This is a genomic window from Pseudomonas sp. Q11 (assembly GCF_024494355.1).
Classification (GTDB): Bacteria; Pseudomonadota; Gammaproteobacteria; order Pseudomonadales; family Pseudomonadaceae; genus Aquipseudomonas; species Aquipseudomonas hefeiensis.
The window spans coordinates 18,884-40,831 of sequence record NZ_JAKNQY010000008.1 but is presented as its reverse complement, the minus strand read 5'-3'; the positions used below and the strand labels follow the sequence as shown (position 1 = coordinate 40,831).

Here is a 21,948-nt window from a genome sequence, read left to right as displayed (position 1 = left end):
TGAATGTGAGCATGTGGCGCTTCAGCGCACGGCACTGACCCCGTCCAACGTCGAAAACGAAGTGTCCTTGGCCGTCAGCAAAAAGTCGCGCATGTAAGGCGCATCGAGCATGTCGGTGCGCACCGCCGCATACAGCGTGGCGAACAAACCTTTCTCTCCCAGCCGCTTGGCCTTCACGTAGCCCCGCGAGCTGTATTCATGCAATGCCCAGTGGGGCATGCCGCAGACGCCACGACCGCTGGCCACCAGTTGCATCATCATCACCGTCAGTTCAGACGTGCGCACCTGGGCCGGTTCGATGTCGGCCGGTTCCAGGAAGCGGGTGAAGATGTCCAGGCGATCGCGTTCCACCGGATAGGTGATCAGGGTTTCGCTGACCAGGTCTTCGGGCACGATGCAGGGTTTGTTCGCCAGCCGGTGCTGGTTGGCCACGGCGAGCATCGCTTCGTAGGTGAACAGCGGCACGTAGGTGATGCCCGCCAGTTCCAGCGGGTCGGAGGTCACCACTAGGTCCAGGTCGCCCCGGGCCAGGGCCGGCAGTGGGGCGAAGGCGAAGCCCGAGGCCAGGTCCAGTTCGACTTCCGGCCAGGCATCGCGGAACTGGTCGATGGTGGGCATCAGCCACTGAAAGCAACTGTGGCACTCAATGGCCATGTGCAAACGCCCGGCGGTGCCACCGGCCAACCGACCGATGTCCCGCTCGGCGCTGCGCAGCAACGGCAGGGTGGCGTCGGCCAGTTGCAGCAAGCGCAGGCCGGCACTGGTGAAGCGCACCGGTTTGGTCTTGCGCACGAATAACTGCATGCCCAGACGTTCTTCCAGTTCCTTGAACTGGTGGGATAGCGCGGACTGGGTCAGGTGCAGGCGTTCGGCGGCTTCGACCAGGCTATCGGCTTCGCGCAGGGCATGCAGGGTCTTGAGGTGGCGGATTTCAAGCACCGTGGGCTCCATGAGTAAAACTCGTGATCAACACGAAAAGGTTGAGTTTGTCTCATGTGGGGCTGGCTGTCGACAATGGCGCCATCTTTTACAGGAGGACACACACCATGGCCCTGGCCCACACCTTAGGTTTTCCCCGCATCGGCGCCGACCGCGAACTGAAAAAAGCCCTCGAAGCCTACTGGAAGGGCGACCTGGCACCGGCCGCGCTGCAAGCGGTGGGCCGTGAACTGCGGGCCCGGCACTGGCAACTGCAGAAAGATGCCGGCATTGACCTGCTGCCGGTCGGTGATTTTGCCTGGTACGACCAGGTGCTCAGCCACACTTTGACCCTGGGGGCCGTCCCGCCGCGATTCCAAAACACCCTCGATGCCCAGGCAAAGCCGACCCTTGACACCCTGTTCGCCATGGCCCGAGGCGCCACCGCTGCCTGCTGCGGTGCCGATCACGGGCACGCCCAATATGCTCAGGAACTGACCAAGTGGTTCGACACCAACTACCACTACCTGGTCCCGGAGTTTTCCGCCGACCAGACCTTCGCCCTGAGTTGGGAGCAACTGTTCGAGGAAGTGAACGAGGCCCATGCCCTGGGACACCGGGTCAAACCGGTGCTCATCGGCCCTTTGACGTATCTGTGGCTGGGCAAAGCGAAGGGCGAGGATTTCGACAAGCTCGACCTGCTCGAGCGTCTGTTGCCGGTCTACGGTGAAATCCTCAATCGCCTCAAGGCCCAGGGTGTGGAATGGGTGCAGATCGACGAGCCGATCCTCACCCTCGACCTGCCCCTGGCCTGGAAAAGCGCGTTCGAGCGGGCCTATCACATCCTTCAGTACTCGCCGCTGAAAAAGCTGGTGGCGACCTATTTCAGTGGTCTGGAAGACAACCTTGGCCTGGCGGTGAGCCTGCCGGTGGACGGTTTGCATATCGACGCGGTACGGGCGCCGGAACAACTGGGCCAGGTGCTCGATCGCCTGCCGACCTACAAAATCCTCTCGGTGGGGCTGGTCAATGGCCGCAACGTCTGGCGCTGTGAACTGGAACAGGCGCTGGCGCAATTGCAGCCGGCCCAGGAGCGTTTTGGCGACAACCTCTGGGTCAGTACCTCTTGCTCACTGTTGCACAGCCCGGTGGACCTGGAGCGTGAAGACCGGCTCGATCCCGAACTCAAGAGCTGGCTGGCCTTTGCCGTGCAGAAGTGCGGTGAAGTGGCGGTACTGCGCGATGCACTCAACGATCCACAGGCACCCGGCGTGCAACACGCCTTGGCCGACAGCCGTGACGTGCATGCTCGTCGTGCCGGCTCGACACGTATCCACAAAGCCGAGGTCCAGGCGCGTCTGGCAGCAATCGGTCCACTGGACAGCCAGCGGCGCTCGCCGTTTGCCCGGCGCATCGAACAGCAGCGCGCACGGCTGAAATTACCGGCCTTTCCCACCACCACCATTGGCTCCTTCCCGCAGACTCCGGCGATTCGCCTGGCGCGCCAGGCCTACAAGCAAGGCAAGCTGTCGGCCAACGATTATCAGGACGCCATGCACACCGAGATCCGCCACGCGGTGCAGATCCAGGAGCGTCTGGGCCTGGACGTGCTGGTACATGGTGAAGCCGAGCGCAACGACATGGTGGAATATTTCGCCGAGCAACTGGACGGCTATGCCTTCACCCGTTTCGGCTGGGTCCAGAGCTACGGTTCGCGTTGCGTGAAGCCGGCGATCATCTACGGCGACATCAGCCGGCCGCAAGCAATGACTGTCGATTGGATCCGCTACGCACAAAGCCTGACAGACAAGGTAATGAAGGGCATGCTCACCGGCCCCGTGACCATGCTGATGTGGTCGTTCCCTCGTGAGGACGTCTCGCGTCAGGTCCAGGCGCAACAACTGGCCCTGGCCCTGCGTGACGAAGTACTGGATCTGGAAAAGGCCGGGATCAAAATCGTGCAGATCGACGAGGCGGCGTTCCGCGAAGGTTTGCCCCTGCGACGCGGGCAATGGCAGCAATACCTGGACTGGGCGGTGCAAGCGTTTCGCTTGAGCGCCTCGGGCGTGGGCGACGAAACCCAGATCCACACCCACATGTGCTACAGCGAGTTCAATGACGTGATCAAGGCCATTGCCGACATGGACGCCGACGTCATCACCATTGAAACTTCGCGTTCGGATATGGAGCTGCTGGAGGCTTTCGAAGCGTTCGAGTACCCCAACGACATTGGCCCGGGTGTGTATGACATCCACTCGCCACGGGTGCCGGACACGGTCGAGATGGTGGCGTTGATGAGCAAGGCGGTGAAGCGGATTGCGGCAGACCGGCTGTGGATCAACCCCGATTGCGGCCTGAAGACCCGGGCGTGGCCGGAGACGGAAGCGGCATTGGTGAACATGGTGGCGGCGGCGCGGCAGTTGCGCGTAGGAGCTGTCGAGCGAAGCGAGGCTGCGATCTTCCCCAGACAATTGAGTCAAGAGTAAAAAAACAGCAGATCAAGGTCAAAAGATCGCAGCATTCGGCAGCTCCTACGCAATCTTCATCAAACTGTCACGCAACTGTGGCAGCGCGCTTGAACAAACTTCATCAGACTCGCGCTCTACTGGGGTTCTGCGTTTTGGTGTTTCTTCATGCGTGTATTTATGTTCCTGGCCGCGTTGTTATTCGGCCTGCCGTCGATGGCGGCTTCTCGATGTGATGTCAACGTTGCGACCCAACGGGTCGATCTGGATCAGGTAAGCCTGGCGTACCAGAGCATCGGCCGTGCTTCCGACCCGGCGTTGTTGCTGGTGATGGGCTTGGGCGGACAGTTGATCCATTGGCCGGACGAGGTGGTGGCGGCCCTGTGCGAGCAGGGCTTTCGGGTGATCCGCTACGACAACCGCGACGTGGGCCTGTCCGCCTGGCGCCAGGCTCCCGGCAGCGCCAACCTGGCCTTTGAGGCCTTGCGCTACAAGCTGGGCCTGCCCGTTGCCGCTCCCTACACCTTGACCGACATGGCCGACGATGGGCTGGGGTTGATGGACGCGTTGCAGGTGCAGAACTTTCATGTACTGGGGGTGAGCATGGGCGGGATGATCGCCCAGCACATGGCGGCCATGGCACCGCAACGGGTTGAGAGCCTGACCTTGATCATGACCAGTTCGGGCGCCGAAGGCCTGCCGGCACCCAGTGAAACCCTGGTGAAGCTGTTGTCCCGGCGCAGTGCGCCGAATCGTGAAGTGGCACTGGAACAACAGGCCGATCTGCTGGCCGCCCTGGGCAGCCCAATGGTGGTGGATGATCGTCAGGCACTGTTGCATCAGGCCGCCCAGGCCTATGACCGGGCCTTCAACCCCGAAGGCGTGCAGCGCCAGATCATGGCAATCATGGCCGAGCCGAGCCGGGTGGCGCTGCTCAATCAACTGCGCGTGCCGACCCTGGTGGTTCACGGCACCGCCGACCCGTTGTTGCCGGTGATGCACGGCGTGCACCTGGCGGCGCACATCCGCGGCAGCCGCCTGAAGCTGATACCGGGCCTGGCCCACCGGTTTCAAGAAGCGTTCAAGGAGCCGTTGCTGGGGGCGGTCTTGCCCTATTTGCAGCAGCATCGCGAAGACACCTCGCATTGGGCGCAGATCGAGCCGGTGCGGGTGCCGAATCTGCTTTAACTCATGGCAGGCGCTTTTTCCTGGGGCGAGGGGATGTGTGGGAGCAAAGCTTGCTCGCGAAACAGGCACCGCGATCTCGGATAGACCTCGTCGCCTTCATCGCGGGCAAGCCTTGCTCCCACAGGGCGCGCGCGAAACATTCATCGTGTCTGCGCCTGTTCCACCAGCCACTCCATCAATTCTTGCAACGGCTCCGAAGCCTGGGCCTTGCGCGGATACACCAGGTGATAGGCCAACCCGGTCCTGACTTTCAGTTCGAACGGCATCACCAGTCGCCCGGCGTTCAGGTCGTCGCCGATCAGCGACCAGTCGCCAATCGCCACGCCCGTGCCTTGGGAGGCCATGGACATCGCCAGGTCCAGGGTTTCGAAATGCTGGCCTTTGCTGACGTTGCTCAGTTGCACCTGCGCAGCCTCCAGCCAGGTGTTCCAGTCGCGCTCGTCACTGGTGGGATGAAGCAGCAGATGGTTTTGCAGGTCGGCGGGTGAGCGCAGCGGCACCGGACCTTCAAGCAGTGGACGTGAACACACCGGCGTCAGTTGCTCATCGAACAAGTGCAGGCACGCCAATGAAGGCGTGGGCGGCGGCCCATAAACCACCGCTGCGTCGAAGGTTTCGCGCTGGAAATCCACGCCGTGCCGGACGGTGGTGGTCAACTCCACCGGTATGTCCGGCCGTTCCTTTTGCCATTGCAGTAAACGCGGCATCAGCCAGCGCAGCACGCAGGTCGGCGCCTTGAGTTGCACGCTCTGGCGTTTCTCGCCGACCTGCTCCACCGCTTCAGCGATCAGGCCGAACACCTGTTGCACCCGTGGCAACCACGCCTGTCCCTGCGGCGTCAGGCTCAGGCCCCGTGCCTGACGCAGGAACAGCGCGTAACCCAAATGTTCCTCCAGCCCGGCGATCTGTCGGCTCACCGCGCCCTGGGTGATGTGCAACTGTTCCGCCGCCCGGGTGAAGTTGCAGCACTGGGCGGTGATCAGAAACGTGTGCAGCGCCGGGAGCGGGGGAAGTCGTTTCATTTGGAATCGAGCCATGACGTAGGGACATGGCTAGTATGACTTTTTATCCATTGTTGCGGCTATGGCCTGGCCGTCCAATAACGCCATTCCCCGAAAACAAGAAGGTCAGTGGCAATGGCGACGTGCGGCGAAGTATTGGTCAAGTTACTCGAAGGTTATGGCGTGGAGCAGGTGTTCGGGATTCCCGGCGTGCACACCGTCGAGTTGTATCGCGGGCTGGCCCGTTCCAGCATCCGCCATGTGACGCCACGTCACGAACAGGGCGCAGGCTTCATGGCCGACGGTTACGCCCGGGTCAGCGGCAAGCCCGGTGTGTGCTTCATCATCACCGGCCCCGGCATGACCAACATCACCACCGCCATGGGCCAGGCCTATGCCGATTCGATCCCGATGCTGGTGATCTCCAGCGTGCAGTCCCGCAGCCAGTTGGGCGGTGGGCGGGGCAAGTTGCATGAGCTGCCGAACCAGAGTGCGTTGGTGAGTGGTGTGGCGGCGTTTTCCCACACGCTGATGTCCGCTGCCGAATTGCCGGGGGTACTGGCGCGGGCTTTCGCCTTGTTCCAGGCCGGTCGGCCGCGACCGGTGCACATTGAAATTCCGTTGGACGTTCTGGTGGAAGAGGCCGATGCGTTGCTCGCCACCACGCCAGTGAATATCAGCCGTGCCGGGGCCGCGCCGAGCGCCGTGGCGCAGATGTCAGCCATGCTGGCGAAGGCCCAGCGGCCCCTGATCCTGGCTGGTGGCGGTGCCATCGACGCGGGTAGCGAACTGACCGAACTGGCTGAGTGCCTGGGCGCGCCAGTGGCGTTGACCATCAACGCCAAGGGCTTGTTGCCGTCCCGTCATCCGCTGTTGATCGGCTCCACGCAAAGCCTGGTGGTCACCCGCGCACTGGTGGCCGAGGCCGATGTGGTACTGGCCATCGGCACGGAACTGGCCGAGACCGACTATGACATCACCTTCGCCGGCGGCTTCGAGATCCCCGGTGCATTGCTGCGCATCGACATCGACCCGGACCAGACCGTGCGCAACTACCCGCCGCACCTGGCGCTGGTGGCCGACGCCCGCAGCGCCACCCAGGCCTTGCTCGATGGGGTGAAACAACAATCCCTGAGCCGGCGCGACAGCGATTGGGGCCAGGTGCGTGCCGCGCGGTTACGGGCGGATCTGGACCGGGACTGGGACGCCGCGACCCGCGCGCAGACCTTGTTCATCGACACGGTTTTGCAGGCTTTGCCCGACGCGGTATTCGTCGGTGACTCCACGCAACCGGTGTACACCGGCAACCTGACCTTCAACCCGGAACATCCACGTCGCTGGTTCAATGCGTCCACCGGCTACGGCACCCTCGGTTATGCCCTGCCGGCGGCCATCGGTGCCTGGCTTGGCGGCATCGATTCGGGTCACGGTCGTCCGCCAGTGGTGTGCCTGATCGGTGATGGCGGGTTGCAGTTCACCCTGCCGGAGCTGGCCAGCGCCGTGGAAGCGCGCGCGCCAGTGATCGTGCTGCTGTGGAATAACCAGGGTTACGAAGAGATCAAGAAATACATGGTCAACCGCGCCATCGAACCGGTGGGCGTGGACATCTACACCCCGGATTTCATCGGCGTGGCCAAGGCCCTGGGCTGCTTTGCACTCGCCATCGACGGTGTGGCGCCATTGCGCGCCGCGTTGTTGGCGGCCCACGACCGCCAAGGCCCGACCCTGATCGAAATCGATCAGGCGCGTTGGATGATGGAGGTGACCCAATGAATTTCCCCACTACACAGGACGGCCTGTACATCAATGGCCAATGGTCATCGGGTGACCAGCATTTGCGGGTGATCAACCCGGCAACCGAAGCGCTGCTGACCACGGTCAATGGCGGCGATGAGCGCGCGGTCGATCAGGCCCTGGATGCGGCGACCCAGGCGTTGGCTCAATGGTCGAATACCACCGGTACCGAGCGCGGGGCGATCCTGCGTCGGATCGCCGCTGGCGTGCAGGCCGGTCGTGAGCAGTTGATGCGATTGCAATCGAGCAACAACGGCAAACCGCTGTTCGAAGCGGCCATCGATGTCGACGACGTGGTCGCCACCTTCGAGTATTACGCTGAACTGGCCGAAGGGCTGGACGCCCGGCAGGACAGCCCGCTGCCCTTGCCCAGCGAGGACTTCAGTGCACGCTTGCGCCGCGAACCCTGCGGTGTGGTGGGATTGATCGTGCCGTGGAATTTCCCGATGGTCACCACCGCCTGGAAGCTCGCCCCGGCCTTGGCCGCCGGTTGTTGTGTGGTGCTCAAACCTTCGGAGGTGACACCGCTGCCGGAGCTGGAACTGGCCTCGATCATCGACGGATGTGGCTTGCCGCACGGAGTGTTCAACCTGATCTGCGGCACGGGCCTGGCCGTGGGCGCGCCACTGGCGACAGATCCGCGCGTGGCGAAGATTTCCTTTACCGGCAGCAACGCGGTGGGCGTGCAGGTGATGCAACGGGCGGCGGAAACGGTGAAGGGCGTGAGCCTGGAGCTGGGTGGCAAGTCGTCGTTACTGGTGCTGGCCGACGCCGACCTGGATCTGGCGGTGGAGCTGGCCTGTGGTGGCGGTTTCTTCAATGCCGGGCAAATGTGCTCGGCCACCAGTCGCGTGCTGGTCGCCGATGAGTTGGCCGATGAGTTCCTGCAACGGCTCAAGACCCGCGCCGAAGCGATTCGCGTGGCTGACCCGTTTGACCCTGACGTGGAGATGGGCGCGCTGGTCAACCAGGCGCAATACCAGCGGGTGCTCGGGCATATCGACCGGGGCCTGAGCGCCGGGGCGACGCTGGTGTGCGGCGGGCAACGACCCGCGCATTTGCCGCGCGGCTATTTTTTACAGCCGACGGTCTTCACCGACGTGCCTGTGGACAGCGCACTGTGGTGCGAAGAAATCTTCGGGCCGGTGCTGTGTGTGCGCCGTTTCACCACCCTGGAGCAAGCGATTGCCCTGGCCAACGACAGCCGTTTCGGCCTGGTGGCCAGTGTCGTCAGTCGCGATATCGAGGTTGCCGAACAGGTGGCCAATACTTTGCAGGCGGGGCTGGTGTGGATCAACGCCCCCCAAGTGATCTTTCCCCAGGCGGCGTGGGGCGGTTACAAGCAGAGCAGCATGGGCCGCGAGTTGGGGCCTTGGGGACTGGCGGCGTTTCAGGAGATCAAGCATGTGGTGCGGGCGGTTTGAACGCTAGAAGTGGGCTGGCTTTACTGGCCCCATCGCGAGCAGGCTCGCTCCCACAAGGGATCTGTGTTGAACACAAATTCTCCGTTCACCCAGATCAACTGTGGGAGCGAGCCTGCTCGCGATGAGGCCGGCACTGCCAATCCAAAAATCAGCTCAAACGGTCAGCCGCAACCGCGCCAGATCCCGCAGCGGCGGCGCTCCGAACAGGCGGCTGTACTCGCGGCTGAACTGCGAAGGGCTTTCATACCCCACCCGATACCCCGCCGCCGAGGCTTCCAGCCCTTCGGCCAGCATCAGTCGCCGGGCTTCCTGAAGGCGCAGTTGTTTCTGGTATTGCAGCGGGCTCATGGCCGTCATGGCCTTGAAGCGGTGATGCAGGGTCGAGACGCTGAGGTTCACTTCCCGGGCCAGGTCATCGATGCGCAACGGTTGCTCGAAATGACCGTTGAGCCATTTGATCGCCTGGCCGATGCGATGGCTCTGACTGTTGGTGATGGCGATTTCGTATAGCCGATAGCCCTGGGGGCTGCGCAGCAGACGATACAGAATCTCCCGGCGCACCAGAGGCGCGAGCATGGCGATGTCTTTCGGGCTGTCCAGCAACCGCGCCAGGCGCAACACGGCGTCGAGCATCGGCGTGTCCAGCCGTTCTACATACAGGCCGCGACCGGTGGGGCGCGTGGGTACGCCCAGGGGCCCCGCGTCGGCGATCAGCGCGGTGATTTCCGCCGGATCGATGTCCAGGCGCAGGGCCAGGATCGGCTGATCGGGCGAAACGCTGGCGATGCAACCACTCAGAGGCATCGAGACCGAGACCACCAGGTAATGCAGCGGGTCGTAGTTGAACAACTCATCCGCCAGGCGCACCTGTTTGCTGCCCTGGGCCATGATGCACAGCGCCGGTCGCGCCAGCACCGGTGCGAATTGATGGGCTTGACTGTGGCGCGACAGATTCAGCGAGTCGATGGCGGTGGCGTAGCTGCCGTCTTCACTGGTATTGCGGGCGATGATCGACGCCAGTTCGGCGCGCTGTTGTTCCAGATACGTGTCCAGCGGGACGTGGGCGTGGTCAAGCGGCGACATGCCGGAATCCTCAGGAAATGGGAGAGCGATGATCAAAGCTTATGTTTGTGCAAGTTGCAGTGGTAGCCACATCCTGTCGAAAGCTTGCCTGATCCTGCACAGCGCAACGAATCGCAACGGCGTAATGTGACCGAAACTTGCTTGAAACCTTTTGTTTCAACTTTCCCGGATCTTCGCGAATGGAGGACCGATGAGGTCCCGCTGCCGCGCAGGAATGTGCAATGGGTCGGCAGGAATCGACTAACGAGGCTGGCGTCGTGGCGCTTAACCTTTGATCCTGTCGCAGCCTGTCCCGGGCTGCACAACGGATTACCTGGGAGAGTTGAACATGTCTATACACAACCCCGTCAGTCATATGGCCTTTGTGCGGGCCCGTTCCGGTTGTTCCAAGCCATTGGGTGCACGCCTGAGTACGCTGATCGCGCCTTCGCGCCAAGCTCCCGGATGCCTGCATTTTGCCTTGCAGCAATCGCAATGCGACGCCGATCTGTGGCTGGTGTCCGGGCTCTGGGTCAATCAACAGGCGATGGATGCTTATTTCAACTCACCGGTCATGGCGATCTTCGCGGAACTGGTACAGGACCTGGTAGTGACCAGCCTGGATTTCCACACCTTCCGGGAAGTGTCCGCCGCCCAGGCGACCGAAGGGTGCTCGGCGAAGGTACACAAACTGGCGGGTTGAAGGTTTAATGAGCGTCATTTCCCATCGCCAGGATGCGCAATATGGCACGTAAAGCCTTTGAAACCTTCGAAGCTGTTTCCGCAGTCGTGCCCAAAGAGGGCGGCGGCTACTATGCGGCGATTGCCACCAAAGCCATTGGTGGTTCCGGTGCGCCGCGTTTTAACAAGGTGCTTGAACAACAGACGTTCAAGACTGCCACTGATGCCGACTCGGCTGCGGCCATTGAGTTGACCCATCTCAAGGGTGTGGGCGATGAGGGCGAGCTGATCTGGAACCTGCGAGATTAACGTTGTGGGAGCAAGGCTTACCCGCGATGCAGTCACCTCGGTTCCAAAGACAGACCGCGTTGTCTTCATCGCGGGCAAGCCTTGCTCCCACAGATAACCGCTGTGTCACAGGGTTCGGAGTGCATTTCTATTGAGGACGGTGCATCTTGAATAGCGCTTCAGGGCCCAGCTGGAAATAATCCGCCGGCCCGCCGCCGCGCAAAATCGGCTCGGCGGCGGCGGTGTCGTATACCCCATCCTTCAACAGCCATTTGGCGATATGCACGGCGACCACTTCGCCGAGGATCAGCCAACTGGGCACCAATGCCTTGTCCGCACGCTGCAACTGGATGATCTGGGTGACCTTGCATTCGAAGGACACCGGGCTTTGCGCGACTCGCGGCACCTGGATCACCCGTGATGGCGCTGGCGTCAAACCGGCCAGTTCGAATTCATTGACCTTTGGCGCGACCATGGCGCAGCTCTGGTTCATCTGCTCGGCCAACGGGCGTGTCGCCAGGTTCCAGGCGAATTCGCCGGTCTGTTCGATGTTGTTCAGGCTGTCTTTGCGCCCGACGCTGCAGAACCCGATGATCGGCGGAATGTAGTTGAAGGCGTTGAAAAAACTGTAGGGCGCCAGGTTCAGGTGACCTTCGGCGTCCTGGGAGGAAATCCAGCCGATGGGGCGCGGGCCGACGATGGCATTGAACGGGTCGTGCGGCAGGCCGTGGCCCTGGGCGGGTTCGTAGTAGTGGATGTCGTCGGGCATGGGGCGAAGGTCCTGGGGATGGATTTGAGGATGTTGTGGATAGTGCCGGGGGCGACTGTTTTTGTCAGCACCTTGGAACCTTGTGGGAGCGGGTTTGCTCGCGAATGCGGTCAGTCAGTTGATATAGATGCTGGCTGGCACACCGCATTCGCGAGCAAGCCCGCTCCCACATTTTGTTCTTCAGTGAGACCACTTTTGTGTTCGGCTTGAGGCTGACCGCTTTCCTGTACCCCAAAAACAACTAAGCCCGGCCGAAGCCGGGCTGTAAGGGAGCCTCGTTGGGATTAGCTGAGAGAGGCAGTGTTGGTGCGGTCAAAGCCGTCTTCAGCGACAGTGTTCGAGCCGGTGCGGTCGAAGCCGTCTTCAGCGACAGTGTTCGAGCCGGTGCGATCAAAACCGTCAGCGGCAACCGTGGCAGCGCCGGTGCGGTCGTAGCCATCAGCGGCAATGGCCGACTGGGTGCGGTCGAAGCCATCGGCGGCGAAGGTGTTGGCAGCCAGTACGGACAGGGTCAGGGCGAGGATCAGTTTGGTTTTCATGGTCGTTCTCCAAAGTGGTTGGCGTTGTTCGCCTTGGGTGTGGAATTCATATTACGCTGGTTAAATTGATTAAAAAGCGCAAAAAAATGCTAAAACAAATCGAATTAATCGATTGGTTGTGGGCTGTCACTGGACGGTCGATAAATCTCATCACCGGTGTATCCGAACAGCGTTTGTTGAGGATGAGGATGCAGGGCAGGCATTAACCAGAGATTAATGTCGGATAAATCTTCAGACACGCGGCACAAAAAAAGGGGCGAACCCGTTCAGGTTCGCCCCTTTCGTTTGTGCGTGTCTGCAGGTCAGTCGGTCAAGATCCGCGAATGCTTGCGGGTGTCTTTCATGGTGATGTAGACCAGCAGCGACACGGCGATGCACGCCGTCACGTACCAGTAGTAGCCGGTTTCCATGCCGATGCTCTTGAACCACAGAGCGATGTACTCAGCGGTGCCCCCGAAGATCGATACGGTCAAGGCGTATGGCAGGCCGACACCCAGGGCGCGGATTTCGGTGGGGAACAGCTCGGCTTTCACCACGGCGTTGATCGAGGTGTAGCCGCTGACGATGATCAGTGCTGCCATGATCAAGAAGAACGCGCCCCACCAGCTCTGGACGGAGTGCAGGGCCGTGAGGATCGGAACGGTGCATAGCGTGCCGAGGATGCCGAATGCGATCAGGATCGGCCGGCGACCGATTTTGTCCGACAGCCCGCCGACCAACGGTTGCAGGCACATGAACAGGAAGAGTGTGGCGGCGGAAATGGTGGTGGAGTCGGAAATGCTCATGCCGACAGTGTTCACCAGGTATTTCTGCATGTAGGTGGTGTAGGTGTAGAACGCCAGGGTGCCGCCCATGGTCAGGCCGACCACGGTCATCAGTTCTTTCGGATGGCGCATCAAGGTGCGCATGGCGCTTTCCTTGGCTTTTTCCTTTTTGGTGAACGACTCGGTTTCTTCCATGCCGCGACGCAGGTACAGCGCCACTATCGCGCACAATGCGCCGATGGCGAACGGAATGCGCCAGCCCCAGGCATACAGCTCTTCGGTGGTCAGGAAGCGTTGCAATACGATCAGCACGCCGAGGGCGATGAGCTGGCCGGAGATCAGGGTCACGTATTGGAAGCTGGAGAAGAAGCCGCGACGCTCCTTGGTGGCCATCTCGCTCAGATAGGTTGCCGAAGTGCCGTATTCACCGCCTACCGACAGGCCCTGAAGCAAACGGGCGACTACCAGCAGGATGGGCGCACCGACGCCGATGGTTTCATAGCCGGGGCTCAGGGCGATGATCAGCGAGCCGAAGCACATCAGGTACACCGAGGCCATCAGCGCCGCCTTACGGCCGGCGCGATCAGCATACAGGCCCATCAGCCAGCCACCGATCGGGCGCATCAAGAAACCCACGGCGAAGATCGCGGCGGTTTTCATCAGTTGCGCCGTCGAGGAGCCGGCCGGGAAAAATACTTTGGCGAAGTACAACGAGAAAGCGGCGTAGACGTACCAGTCATACCACTCGACCATGTTGCCGACCGAACCGCTGAAAATCGATTTGATCCGGCTGGCGGTGGTTCTTTCACGGGCGGGCGCGGCAGCCGACCCAAGGGGAAGGGCGTTGGAGTTATCCATTGAAGGACCTCGTTTAATTGTTTTTGTGGAGCGCGTAGGAACGCAGCCTGCCAGGGCTATAGCAGGAGCTGTGCCAGGTGGGAGAGGGCCGGTCTAGAGGGGTTTGTAGTATGGAATGAGCGGAAATCCGCTTGTTTTGGATTGGGGGTGGGCGGGAATCCGCTTATTCAGGGGGGATGTGTTGTGGGTACTGGCCTCATCGCGAGCAGGCTCGCTCCCACATTTTGATCTGCGTACACATAACCCTGTGGGAGCGGGCTTGCTCGCGAAAGTGATGGGTCAGCTTGCATCCATGTTGGATGTGCCGACGTCTTCGCGAGCAAGTCCGCTCCCACACTGGGTTCGGATCGCGCACAAAATTTGAAGTCCACCACAGATCCCTGTGGGAGCGAGCCTGCTCGCGATGAGGCCGGTACAGACGCAGAAAACTCCGCGGGCCTAGAGGAACATCTCGCGACTCAACCCATGCCGCTGCATCTTTTCATTGAAGGTGCGGCGTGGCAGCTGCAATTCCTCGAGCACCGCTTTCACATCGCCCTTGTGCCGCGTCAGGGCGGCGCGCAGGCACTGGGCTTCGAAGGCTTCCTGCCGGGCGGCGAGGGATTGGCCAGGCTCCGTGTCCAGGACGCGGGGTTGATCCAGCCCCAGCAATTGACGTTCGGCGACGTTGGCCAGTTCCCGCACGTTGCCCGGCCAGTCGTGGCCGAGTAAATAGCTCAACTGCGGACCGCTCAAGGGCACGGCGGGGCGGCCCAGGCGTTCGGCGGCGTTGTGGGTGAAGTGTTCGAACAACAACGGAATATCCTCGAGCCGTTCACGCAGAGGTGGCAGGCGCAGCTCGGCGATGTTCAAGCGATAGGCCAGGTCCTCGCGAAAACGTCCGGCGCGGGCTTCGTCGAGCAGGTCAGGCTTGGTGGCGGCGATGATGCGCAGGTCCACATCGATGCTCTGGTTGGACCCCAGGCGTTCGAGCTTTTGTTCCTGCAACACCCGCAGCAACTTGACCTGTTGGGCCAGGGGCATGCTCTCGATTTCATCGAGAAACAGCGTGCCGCCGTCGGCGTATTCGAGCTTGCCGATGCGCTTGCCCTGGGCACCCGTGAAGGCGCCGCTTTCATGGCCGAACAGTTCGGCCTCGAACAGCGGTTCGGGAATGGCCGCACAGTTCAATGCCACGAAGGGTTTGTTCGCCCTGGGACCGAAGTCGTGCAGGCAACGGGCGACCAGCTCCTTGCCGCTGCCGGTTTCGCCGCGGATCAACACGTTGACCGGCAGTGTCGCCAGGTCCAGCACCTGGCGACGCAGATTTTGCAGCGCTCGTGAAACCCCAAGCAGTGTCCCATCAAGCTTGTCCTTGACGTCGGCCCGCTCATGCAGGCGACGGTTCTCCAGCACCAGCGTGCGCTTGTCCAACGCCCGGCGCAGGCTGCCGAGCAGGGTTTCGGGGCTGAAGGGTTTTTCCAGGAAGTCGTAGGCGCCGTCGCGCATGGCTTCCACTGCCATCGGCACATCGCCGTGGCCGGTCAGCAGGATCACCGGCAGGTCCGGGTCGCGACGGCGCACTTCGGCCAGCAGCTCCAGGCCGCTGAGCCCGGGCATGCGCACATCGCTGAGGATCACCCCCGGGAAATGCCCCGGCAATTGCGCCAGGCACTCTTCGGCGTGACTGAACAGCTGCACGTCGAAACCCGACAGGCTCAGCCATTGCTCGACTGCGCTGCGAATGCTCGCCTCGTCATCGACGACGATTACTTTTTTCAGTGGGCAAGGGCTAAGCATGCAACTGTGCCTCCTGATCGATGGGCAAGGTCACGCAGAACTGCGCGCCGTTTTCATGGTTGTCGGCCGTCAGTCGTCCACCCGACTCATGAATGATTGCAAACGAAACCGCCAGGCCCAAGCCCAGGCCATCGCCCACCGCCTTGGTGGTGAAGAACGGGTCGAACACCTGGTTCAGATGCGCCTCGGCGATCCCGGTGCCGCTGTCACTGACCGTCAGGCGCCACAACTGGTCATCGGCTTCAAGGCGCACTTCCAGGCGTTTGAGCGGCTGGCCCGCCATGGCGTCGAGGGCGTTGCCCAGCAGGTTGATCAGCACCTGTTCGAGACGGATTGCATCGCCCCTTACCCACGCCGGGCGGCTCAGGTGCAGCACCGTGCTGACCTGTTCGTCCCGCAGGCGTGTGTCCAGCAGTTGCAATGCCTGGTCCACTACCGCCGCCAGATCCAGCCGTTCGCGCAGGCCGCTGGGGCTTTTGCGGGCGAAGGTTTTCAGGTGGCCGGTGAGGGCAGCCATGCGGGTCAGCATGTCGTCCAGGGGCTTGATGGCTTTGTAGGCATCATCGACCCGGCCGTGATCCAGTAGCAGGCGCAGGGTTGCCAGTTGCATGCGCTGGGTCGTCAGCGGTTGGTTGATTTCATGGGCCAGGGCCGCCGACATCTGCCCCAGGGCCGCGAGTTTGGCCGATTGCACCAGCCCGTCCTGGGCGGTACGCAAATCCCGGGTGCGTTCTTCCACCAGCCGTTCGAGTTCTTCACGACTGCGCTGGCGAAGCTTCGCCAAGCGCCAGCGCTGGTTGAGAAACAGCAGCAGAAACACCAGCGCCAGCCACAGCCCGGCGGCGGCGAGCCCGGCGTTGCGCAGGTCTTCGAGGGCGACCTGGGGGCGGCGCAGCAAATGCAGGGTCCACCCTTCGCCAGTCAATGGCAGGGATTCCCAGAGATAGTCCGTCGTACCCTTGGGCGCCTCGACCCGGGTCAGATGGCTGTTGTCGTCAAAGCGTCGCAGCGGATCGAAGGCCAAGGGTTGCAGCGGTTGTTTGTCATATTGGCGCGTGGCCTTGAGTTCGGCGTGGTCGCTGTCGGATAACGGTTGCAAGTGGCGATAACGCCAGCCTGGACGGTTGGCGATGAAAATGATCCCCCGCGCATCGCTGACCAGCAGCGTGTCGCTGCCCTGGCGCCATTCGCGCTCCAGTTCCGGGAATTCCAGCTTCACCACCATGGCGCCGAGGAACTCGCCGTTGTCGCCGGTCACGGCGCTGGACAGGAAATAGCCCGGAATGCCACTGGTCACGCCCACCGCATAAAACCGCCCGGTGCCTTGGGTGCGGGTCTGGAGAAAATAGGGGCGAAAGCCATAGTTGTGGCCGACGTAGCTGCTGGGCAACTGCCAGTTGCTGGCGGCGATTGCCAGGCCGGTGTGGTCGAGCAATTCCAGTGTCGAGGACTGCGCGGCGCCGTTGATCTTCTCCAGCTTGCGGTTCAAGGTGTCCTGTTGCGCTGGGCTGACCGGCCCCTTGAGGGCGTCACGCAACTCCGGGTCCAGCGCCAGTACGGCGGGCAAGGCGCGGTAGCGTTCGATCAAGGTGTGCAAAGAGTTGGCATACAGCGCCAGTTGCTGGCTCGCGCGGCTGGCGTCTTCTTCCAGGGCCTCGTGTTCGGCGTGGCGTACAGCCAGGCTGGCGGCAAGGGCGGCGCCGACGAGGATCAGCGCAATGGCAAGGAGCAGGCGCAAGGTGCGGGGAGTCGGCAGCATGCAGGCGCAAACCGGTGGGAGTCGGGGGCGAACCATAGCATGTTGCTGGCAGGCACCAAACAGGTCAGGTCGCCGTGTTTTGTCCGGAAACAAGTTTCGGCTGGTTCCGATGAGCTGACGTCGTTTAGCTTCAAGCTTCACTTGTCACGGATGACTGCAATACATGACTTCTCTGCAAACCTTAGTGCCGAATAGCCCCCGGCTGACCGATCCCCAGGAATGGCTCGTCTATTCGATGCCCGACTGGCTGGCCGGGCTTTCATCGCAACAACGTACGGCGCTCATACAAGCCAGCGGGTCAATGCCCCCGGGGTTTTCTAAGGCTGCCGCGGCGGATAGGGAGCACCTGAAAAGCGCCTTGCAAGCCACTTGGAAGTCTCGGCAAAAACTGGAAAAAGTGCTCGCTCGGCTCCAGTCCATCGAAGCCTTTGCCGAGCCGCTGTTGGTCGCTGCGCTGGAAAAGCGTTGCAACGTCACGTTGGATGTCAGGCAAACATACCTGCGGCTCTACATTCCGGAGGGGATCTCCGTCGCATACAGGTCCCGAACGATTTCGCTGTTGGATGCCGCCCTGCAAAATTTTGAGGCAAAAGAATCACGGCCAGGTTTTTTCGACGACGCGTCCTGTTTCATTACCCGACCCTCGGCGAGCGGGCAGTTCAATATCCTGCCTGTGAGCAACACGCTGACCTTGCCGGTGTTCGTGGCGCTCTGCCGGGAGCTGGACATTGGTGGGCGCTATCAAGCGTATTTGAAGAATAACCTGCTCGAGGAGCCGGTCGCGGCTGCCGTGGTCCAGGCGTGTATCGAAACCCACGACAAGGACGCCTTCCGTGCCGCAGCGGCCATGGGGCGGATCAAGGGGGATATCAGTGCGCAGGTTCATCGGACATTGCAGGGTTTGATGGGCGGCCAGCAAAAGGTCAGTTATCGCGGCAAGCCACAGTATTGCCACGACGTGTACCTGCTCGATACTCGACTGACCGGCATCGTGATGATTGCTCCCGATCTTGAGCAGAGCCGGCAGGCCGAACCGGTCGTGGTGTATATCCCCGACGATCCGGAGTATCCAATCAGGCAGTACGGTTCCACGGCGGCGTTCTTCACGGCGCTGGCCGTTCGGTTGCGTTCGAAGCGTTACCAACGTGTTTTCAGTCGCTTCATTCCCTTGGCCAGCCGTGGACGTTTTTTTGCCGCGCTCAATGCGCAGTTGTTCAAGGCCAGGCGCGAACCGGTGGAAAATCCCAAGCTGCGAATGACCTGCCGACGAGTGAAGGGCGATCTCTGGGAGCATGGGTTCGAGCAACGGCTGGACCAGATGTTCCAGGACGCCCGCCTGCTGGCCGTGCCGACGGGAGACGAAGATCTCAAGTCCCGTGGGGCTCGCTGGGACAGTTTCATGCAAGTGGCCGAGACGGTGTTGGAAATGGCCGCTTTTACGGCAGCGTCGCTCGTACCGGTACTCGGCGAAACATTGATGGCCTACACCGCTTATCAACTGCTCGATGAAACCTTCGAAGGCATCGTCGACTGGTCGCACGGCCAACGTGCTGAAGCTGCCGCGCACTTGCTCGGGGTGGCTGAAAACATGGCGCTCATGGGGCTTTTCGCAGCAGGGGGCAAAGGGGTGGGGGCCGTCCGGTCCAGCCGGCCTTCGTCGTTTGTCGAACAGATGAAAGTGGTCCAGGTCCGCGATGGGCAATCGCGTCTATGGCACCCCGATCTCGCGCCTTATGAACAGTCACTGGCCCTCGAGACGGGCGCTCGGCCACAAGCTAATGGCCTTTATCTTCATCAGGACCAGGAGGTCCTGTTGCTCGACGGCCAGCAGTTCTTGGTCGAGCAGGCCCCGAATTCGTCGGTGTATCGGATTCAACATCCCTCTCGCGCCGATGCCTATGCCCCCAGGCTGGCCCATAACGAGGTCGGCGCCTGGGTCCACGAGGCCGAACGTCCGCTGAGCTGGCAAGGGACAAAACTGATGCGGCGCCTGGGGCACAGCGTCGAAGCTTTTTCGGACGAAACCCTGGAGCAGATCCGCATCGTCAGCGGGGTCGAAGAATCAGGCTTGCGCCAACTGCACGTTGAACACGCCCGGCCTCCAGTGTTGTTGGCCGAAACCATCAAGCGCTTCCGTGCCGCGCAAGGTCGTCCAGTCACCATCGAGCCGGTGGCCGACGAGGCGGGTGTCGCTGGCGCCCAGGCCTTGCGCAGTGAATTTCCCCAGATGCCCCGCGCCGTGGTGGACGAGCTGTTGATCGACGTCACCGAGGTGGAGCGCCGGCAGATGAGCGAGCGAGGGTATTTGCCGTTGCGCCTGCGCCAGTCTGCGCGCCGGGCAATGGATGAATGGCGGATTGTCCAGGCCTACGAAGCGTTGTATTTACCCACGAAGGGCAACCCTGATACGTGGCGGTTGGCGTTGCACAGCCTGGAGCAACTGCCTGGATGGCCGACAGACGTGCGTATCGAAATTCGCGACGGGGGGCTTGAGGGACCGCTGCTCGACAGCGTCGGGCCGTCGTCATCGTCCGTGCGCAAGGTACTCGTGCCGGTGGAAGAGGCAACGCCTCGGCTGTTTGGCGAGCAAGCCAATTCGGTGCACAGCGCCGATGATTTCTACACCGACATCCTGCATGCCCTGAGCGAGGCTGAGCTTCGAACGTTGGGCTACAACCTGGGTGACGGGCCTCTGCTGAGGCGGGCTGTCCAGAGAGCGCCACTGGACAGGGCGACGTTTCGCAAGATCTTGCTGGGTGCAACCGGGGCGGTGGAGGACCCACCGATTGTCGCGCGTCTGCTCGGGGAGTCGCCGGGCTATGGGCGGGTGGATGAGCGGCTGCTTGGCGCCGGGGACGGGTTGAACCTGGAGGGGCGGTTCCAGGTGCTGTACCCCGACACGTCGGAGCAGGCCTTTTCCAAGTTCCTCGGCTCATTTCCTTCCGAGGCAATGGCCTTGGAAAATCTCAGGACCCGAGAGATTGAATTCGAAGGGTTGAGCAGGGCACTGGAGGATTGGGTCGCCATCGAGCGGGGCGATACGCTGCCAATCAATCAGCGCTACCACAAGAGAAAACTGGCATCGACCCTCAAGCAATGTTGGCGAGCAGGATTGGACCCATCGCCCGAGGGCTACGCGCTGGATCTGGATCATCACTGGTCGCACGATTTTCTCGATTATTTCCCAGCATTGGAGGTGAGTTTTCCTCATGTGAGCTCGCTTCAGTGGCGCCAGGGAGCGCTTCGTGTCGATATGGGGCCGTTCCTCGATTATTTTCCTGATTTGAAGGCGCTGGATCTGAGCCACAACAATCTCGTCACGCCTCCCCGACTCAATTATGCCGATCTGCAACGGCTGGACCTCGCCGACAACCGGCTGAGCCTCACCGCCGAAAACGTGGCTGAAATAGCGGGGCTTAGCCGTCTGGAAGTGTTGCGGCTGAGTAATAATCCAACCTTGACTCTGCTTCCCGACATCAGCCTCATGCCGGAGCTCAGCGTGCTGGATTTGCAGAACACCGGCATTGCCGATTGGCCGCCAGGCTGGTTTTCCACAGCGCGGCCGCCTGCCTTCGAATTGAATTTGATGGACAACCCCATTAGCCGTATACCGCAAGTGACGCCCGGCTCCGAGCAAGCCCGGTTGATCGCCCGCACCCGTTTGAGCCGGGACCAACTGCCGGACGATTGTCTAAGGCAATTCCAGAACTACATGCGTTCGGTCGGCTATGACCCGGCGCGCAGTTATCCGCCCAAGGGCGAGTTGACCAGCCAGCATTGGCTCGAAGATGTCGACGCTGAGCAGGGCGTGGCTCGGCAACGGACTTGGGATGAGCTTGAGCGTGAAGCCGGTGCCCAGGGTTTTTTCGAGGTGCTGGAGCAATTGACGGAGGCTGCTGATTACGTCGAGGCGACTTATCGTCCCCAACTGGTGGAGCGAGTCTGGAGAATGCTCGACGCGATGTCCGCAGACGCGACATTGCGCGAGGATTTGTTTCGCATGGCAATCAACCCGGATTCCTGTGCCGATGCCGGGGCCCAGCTGTTCAACGAAATGGGGGTCAAGGTCCTGGTCCATGAAGCGTATCGGGAGGGCGACGCCGGGCAGGTCGAAGCCAGGTTGCTGGCGCTGGCCAAGGGCAAGTCCCGGTTGGACCAGGTCAACGAGATTGCCCGCGCCACGATTCAGAGTCGATTGCAGGCGGGCGAGACGTTTATCGCCTTGGATGAGGATGGCGAACTCACCGGGACCATTGATGAGGTGGAAGTCTACCTGGCGTTCCAGACCGGTTTGGCCGAGCGGCTTGAGTTGCCATGGCAATCCAAGGGGATGTTGTTCCAGGCGCTGGCGGATGTGGACGAAGCGGCGCTGAGCCAGGCCTATCAGTCTGTCCTGGCGCTGGAAGCAGGCGATGGGTTGGTGAATCAGATGATCGGGCAACGGTTTTGGCGACGGTATTTGAAAAAGCGGTACCCGCAAGCGTTTCTTCAGAACTCGATTAAGTACGCTGAACAGGCTGAGGCATTGCTTGAGGCGCAGCTGACGGGTGCTATCTCTAAAGAAAAGTATGAGCAAGGCATGATAGAGCTGGGATACGGTCGCACGGAGTTGCTGCGACGGTTGAGTCGGCAGTTGCTCGAAATGCCTGGGCAGTGAAT

The 21,948-nt window shown here is 61.6% G+C and carries 15 protein-coding genes; 7 read left to right on the top strand and 8 right to left on the bottom strand.

The genetic code is table 11. The features are described 5' to 3' along the window. Nucleotides 1-21: 21 nt before the first annotated feature. Entirely contained in the window at nt 22-939 is a 918-nt protein-coding gene (gene metR / locus MA884_RS10915) for a transcriptional regulator MetR (protein WP_256230521.1), read from the bottom strand. 107 nt (nt 940-1,046) lie between these two features. On the opposite strand from metR, the gene metE reads away from it, so the two are divergent. Beyond that, on the top strand, nt 1,047-3,404 hold the full coding sequence (metE, locus tag MA884_RS10910; RefSeq protein WP_256230520.1) for a 5-methyltetrahydropteroyltriglutamate--homocysteine S-methyltransferase: 2,358 nt from the start codon (nt 1,047-1,049) through the stop codon (nt 3,402-3,404). Nucleotides 3,405-3,551: 147 nt separating this feature from the next. Beyond that, on the top strand, nt 3,552-4,571 hold the full coding sequence (locus tag MA884_RS10905) for an alpha/beta fold hydrolase (RefSeq protein WP_256230518.1): 1,020 nt from the start codon (nt 3,552-3,554) through the stop codon (nt 4,569-4,571). Between the two features lie 140 nt (nt 4,572-4,711). Here MA884_RS10905 and MA884_RS10900 read toward each other — a convergent pair whose 3' ends face one another. Further along, on the bottom strand, nt 4,712-5,593 hold the full coding sequence (locus MA884_RS10900; protein WP_256230516.1) for a LysR substrate-binding domain-containing protein: 882 nt from the start codon (nt 5,591-5,593) through the stop codon (nt 4,712-4,714). Nucleotides 5,594-5,707: 114 nt separating this feature from the next. On the opposite strand from MA884_RS10900, the gene MA884_RS10895 reads away from it, so the two are divergent. Next, on the top strand, nt 5,708-7,345 hold the full coding sequence (locus MA884_RS10895; RefSeq protein WP_256230514.1) for a 5-guanidino-2-oxopentanoate decarboxylase: 1,638 nt from the start codon (nt 5,708-5,710) through the stop codon (nt 7,343-7,345). Further along, nucleotides 7,342-8,790, top strand: a complete 1,449-nt coding sequence (locus MA884_RS10890; RefSeq protein ID WP_256230512.1) for an aldehyde dehydrogenase family protein — start codon at nt 7,342-7,344, stop codon at nt 8,788-8,790. The genes MA884_RS10895 and MA884_RS10890 overlap by 4 nt, the downstream gene beginning before the upstream one ends. A gap of 153 nt (nt 8,791-8,943) precedes the next feature. Here MA884_RS10890 and MA884_RS10885 read toward each other — a convergent pair whose 3' ends face one another. Beyond that, nucleotides 8,944-9,873: an AraC family transcriptional regulator gene (locus MA884_RS10885; RefSeq protein ID WP_256230511.1), complete on the bottom strand. Its 930-nt coding sequence runs from the start codon at nt 9,871-9,873 to the stop codon at nt 8,944-8,946. Between the two features lie 328 nt (nt 9,874-10,201). Here MA884_RS10885 and MA884_RS10880 point away from each other — a divergent pair, with 328 nt between their 5' ends. Both MA884_RS10880 and MA884_RS10875 read left to right on the top strand, forming a co-directional pair. Further along, nucleotides 10,202-10,555 (top strand): putative quinol monooxygenase, encoded by a 354-nt coding sequence (locus MA884_RS10880; RefSeq protein WP_256230510.1) that lies wholly within the window; start codon nt 10,202-10,204, stop codon nt 10,553-10,555. Nucleotides 10,556-10,596: 41 nt separating this feature from the next. Next, the gene (locus tag MA884_RS10875; RefSeq protein WP_256230509.1) at nt 10,597-10,842 is read left to right on the top strand and encodes a hypothetical protein; all 246 of its coding nucleotides are present in this window, start codon (nt 10,597-10,599) and stop codon (nt 10,840-10,842) included. 127 nt (nt 10,843-10,969) lie between these two features. On the opposite strand, the gene MA884_RS10870 is transcribed toward MA884_RS10875, so the two are convergent. The 5 genes from MA884_RS10870 to MA884_RS10850 all read right to left on the bottom strand — a co-directional run bounded on the left by MA884_RS10870 (nt 10,970) and on the right by MA884_RS10850 (nt 17,289). Next, nucleotides 10,970-11,590 (bottom strand): flavin reductase family protein, encoded by a 621-nt coding sequence (locus tag MA884_RS10870; RefSeq protein ID WP_107321946.1) that lies wholly within the window; start codon nt 11,588-11,590, stop codon nt 10,970-10,972. A gap of 284 nt (nt 11,591-11,874) precedes the next feature. Further along, nucleotides 11,875-12,129, bottom strand: a complete 255-nt coding sequence (locus MA884_RS10865; protein WP_256230508.1) for a hypothetical protein — start codon at nt 12,127-12,129, stop codon at nt 11,875-11,877. Nucleotides 12,130-12,431: 302 nt separating this feature from the next. Further along, the gene (locus tag MA884_RS10860) at nt 12,432-13,751 is read right to left on the bottom strand and encodes an MFS transporter (RefSeq protein ID WP_256230507.1); all 1,320 of its coding nucleotides are present in this window, start codon (nt 13,749-13,751) and stop codon (nt 12,432-12,434) included. 438 nt (nt 13,752-14,189) lie between these two features. After that, complete coding sequence (locus tag MA884_RS10855; RefSeq protein WP_256230506.1) at nt 14,190-15,530, bottom strand: sigma-54 dependent transcriptional regulator; 1,341 nt, start codon at nt 15,528-15,530, stop codon at nt 14,190-14,192. Continuing rightward, nucleotides 15,523-17,289: an ATP-binding protein gene (locus MA884_RS10850; protein ID WP_256230505.1), complete on the bottom strand. Its 1,767-nt coding sequence runs from the start codon at nt 17,287-17,289 to the stop codon at nt 15,523-15,525. The genes MA884_RS10855 and MA884_RS10850 overlap by 8 nt, the downstream gene beginning before the upstream one ends. A gap of 163 nt (nt 17,290-17,452) precedes the next feature. Between MA884_RS10850 and MA884_RS10845 the strand changes: the two genes are divergently transcribed. Then, entirely contained in the window at nt 17,453-21,946 is a 4,494-nt protein-coding gene (locus tag MA884_RS10845; RefSeq protein ID WP_256230503.1) for an NEL-type E3 ubiquitin ligase domain-containing protein, read from the top strand. Nucleotides 21,947-21,948: the final 2 nt, after the last annotated feature.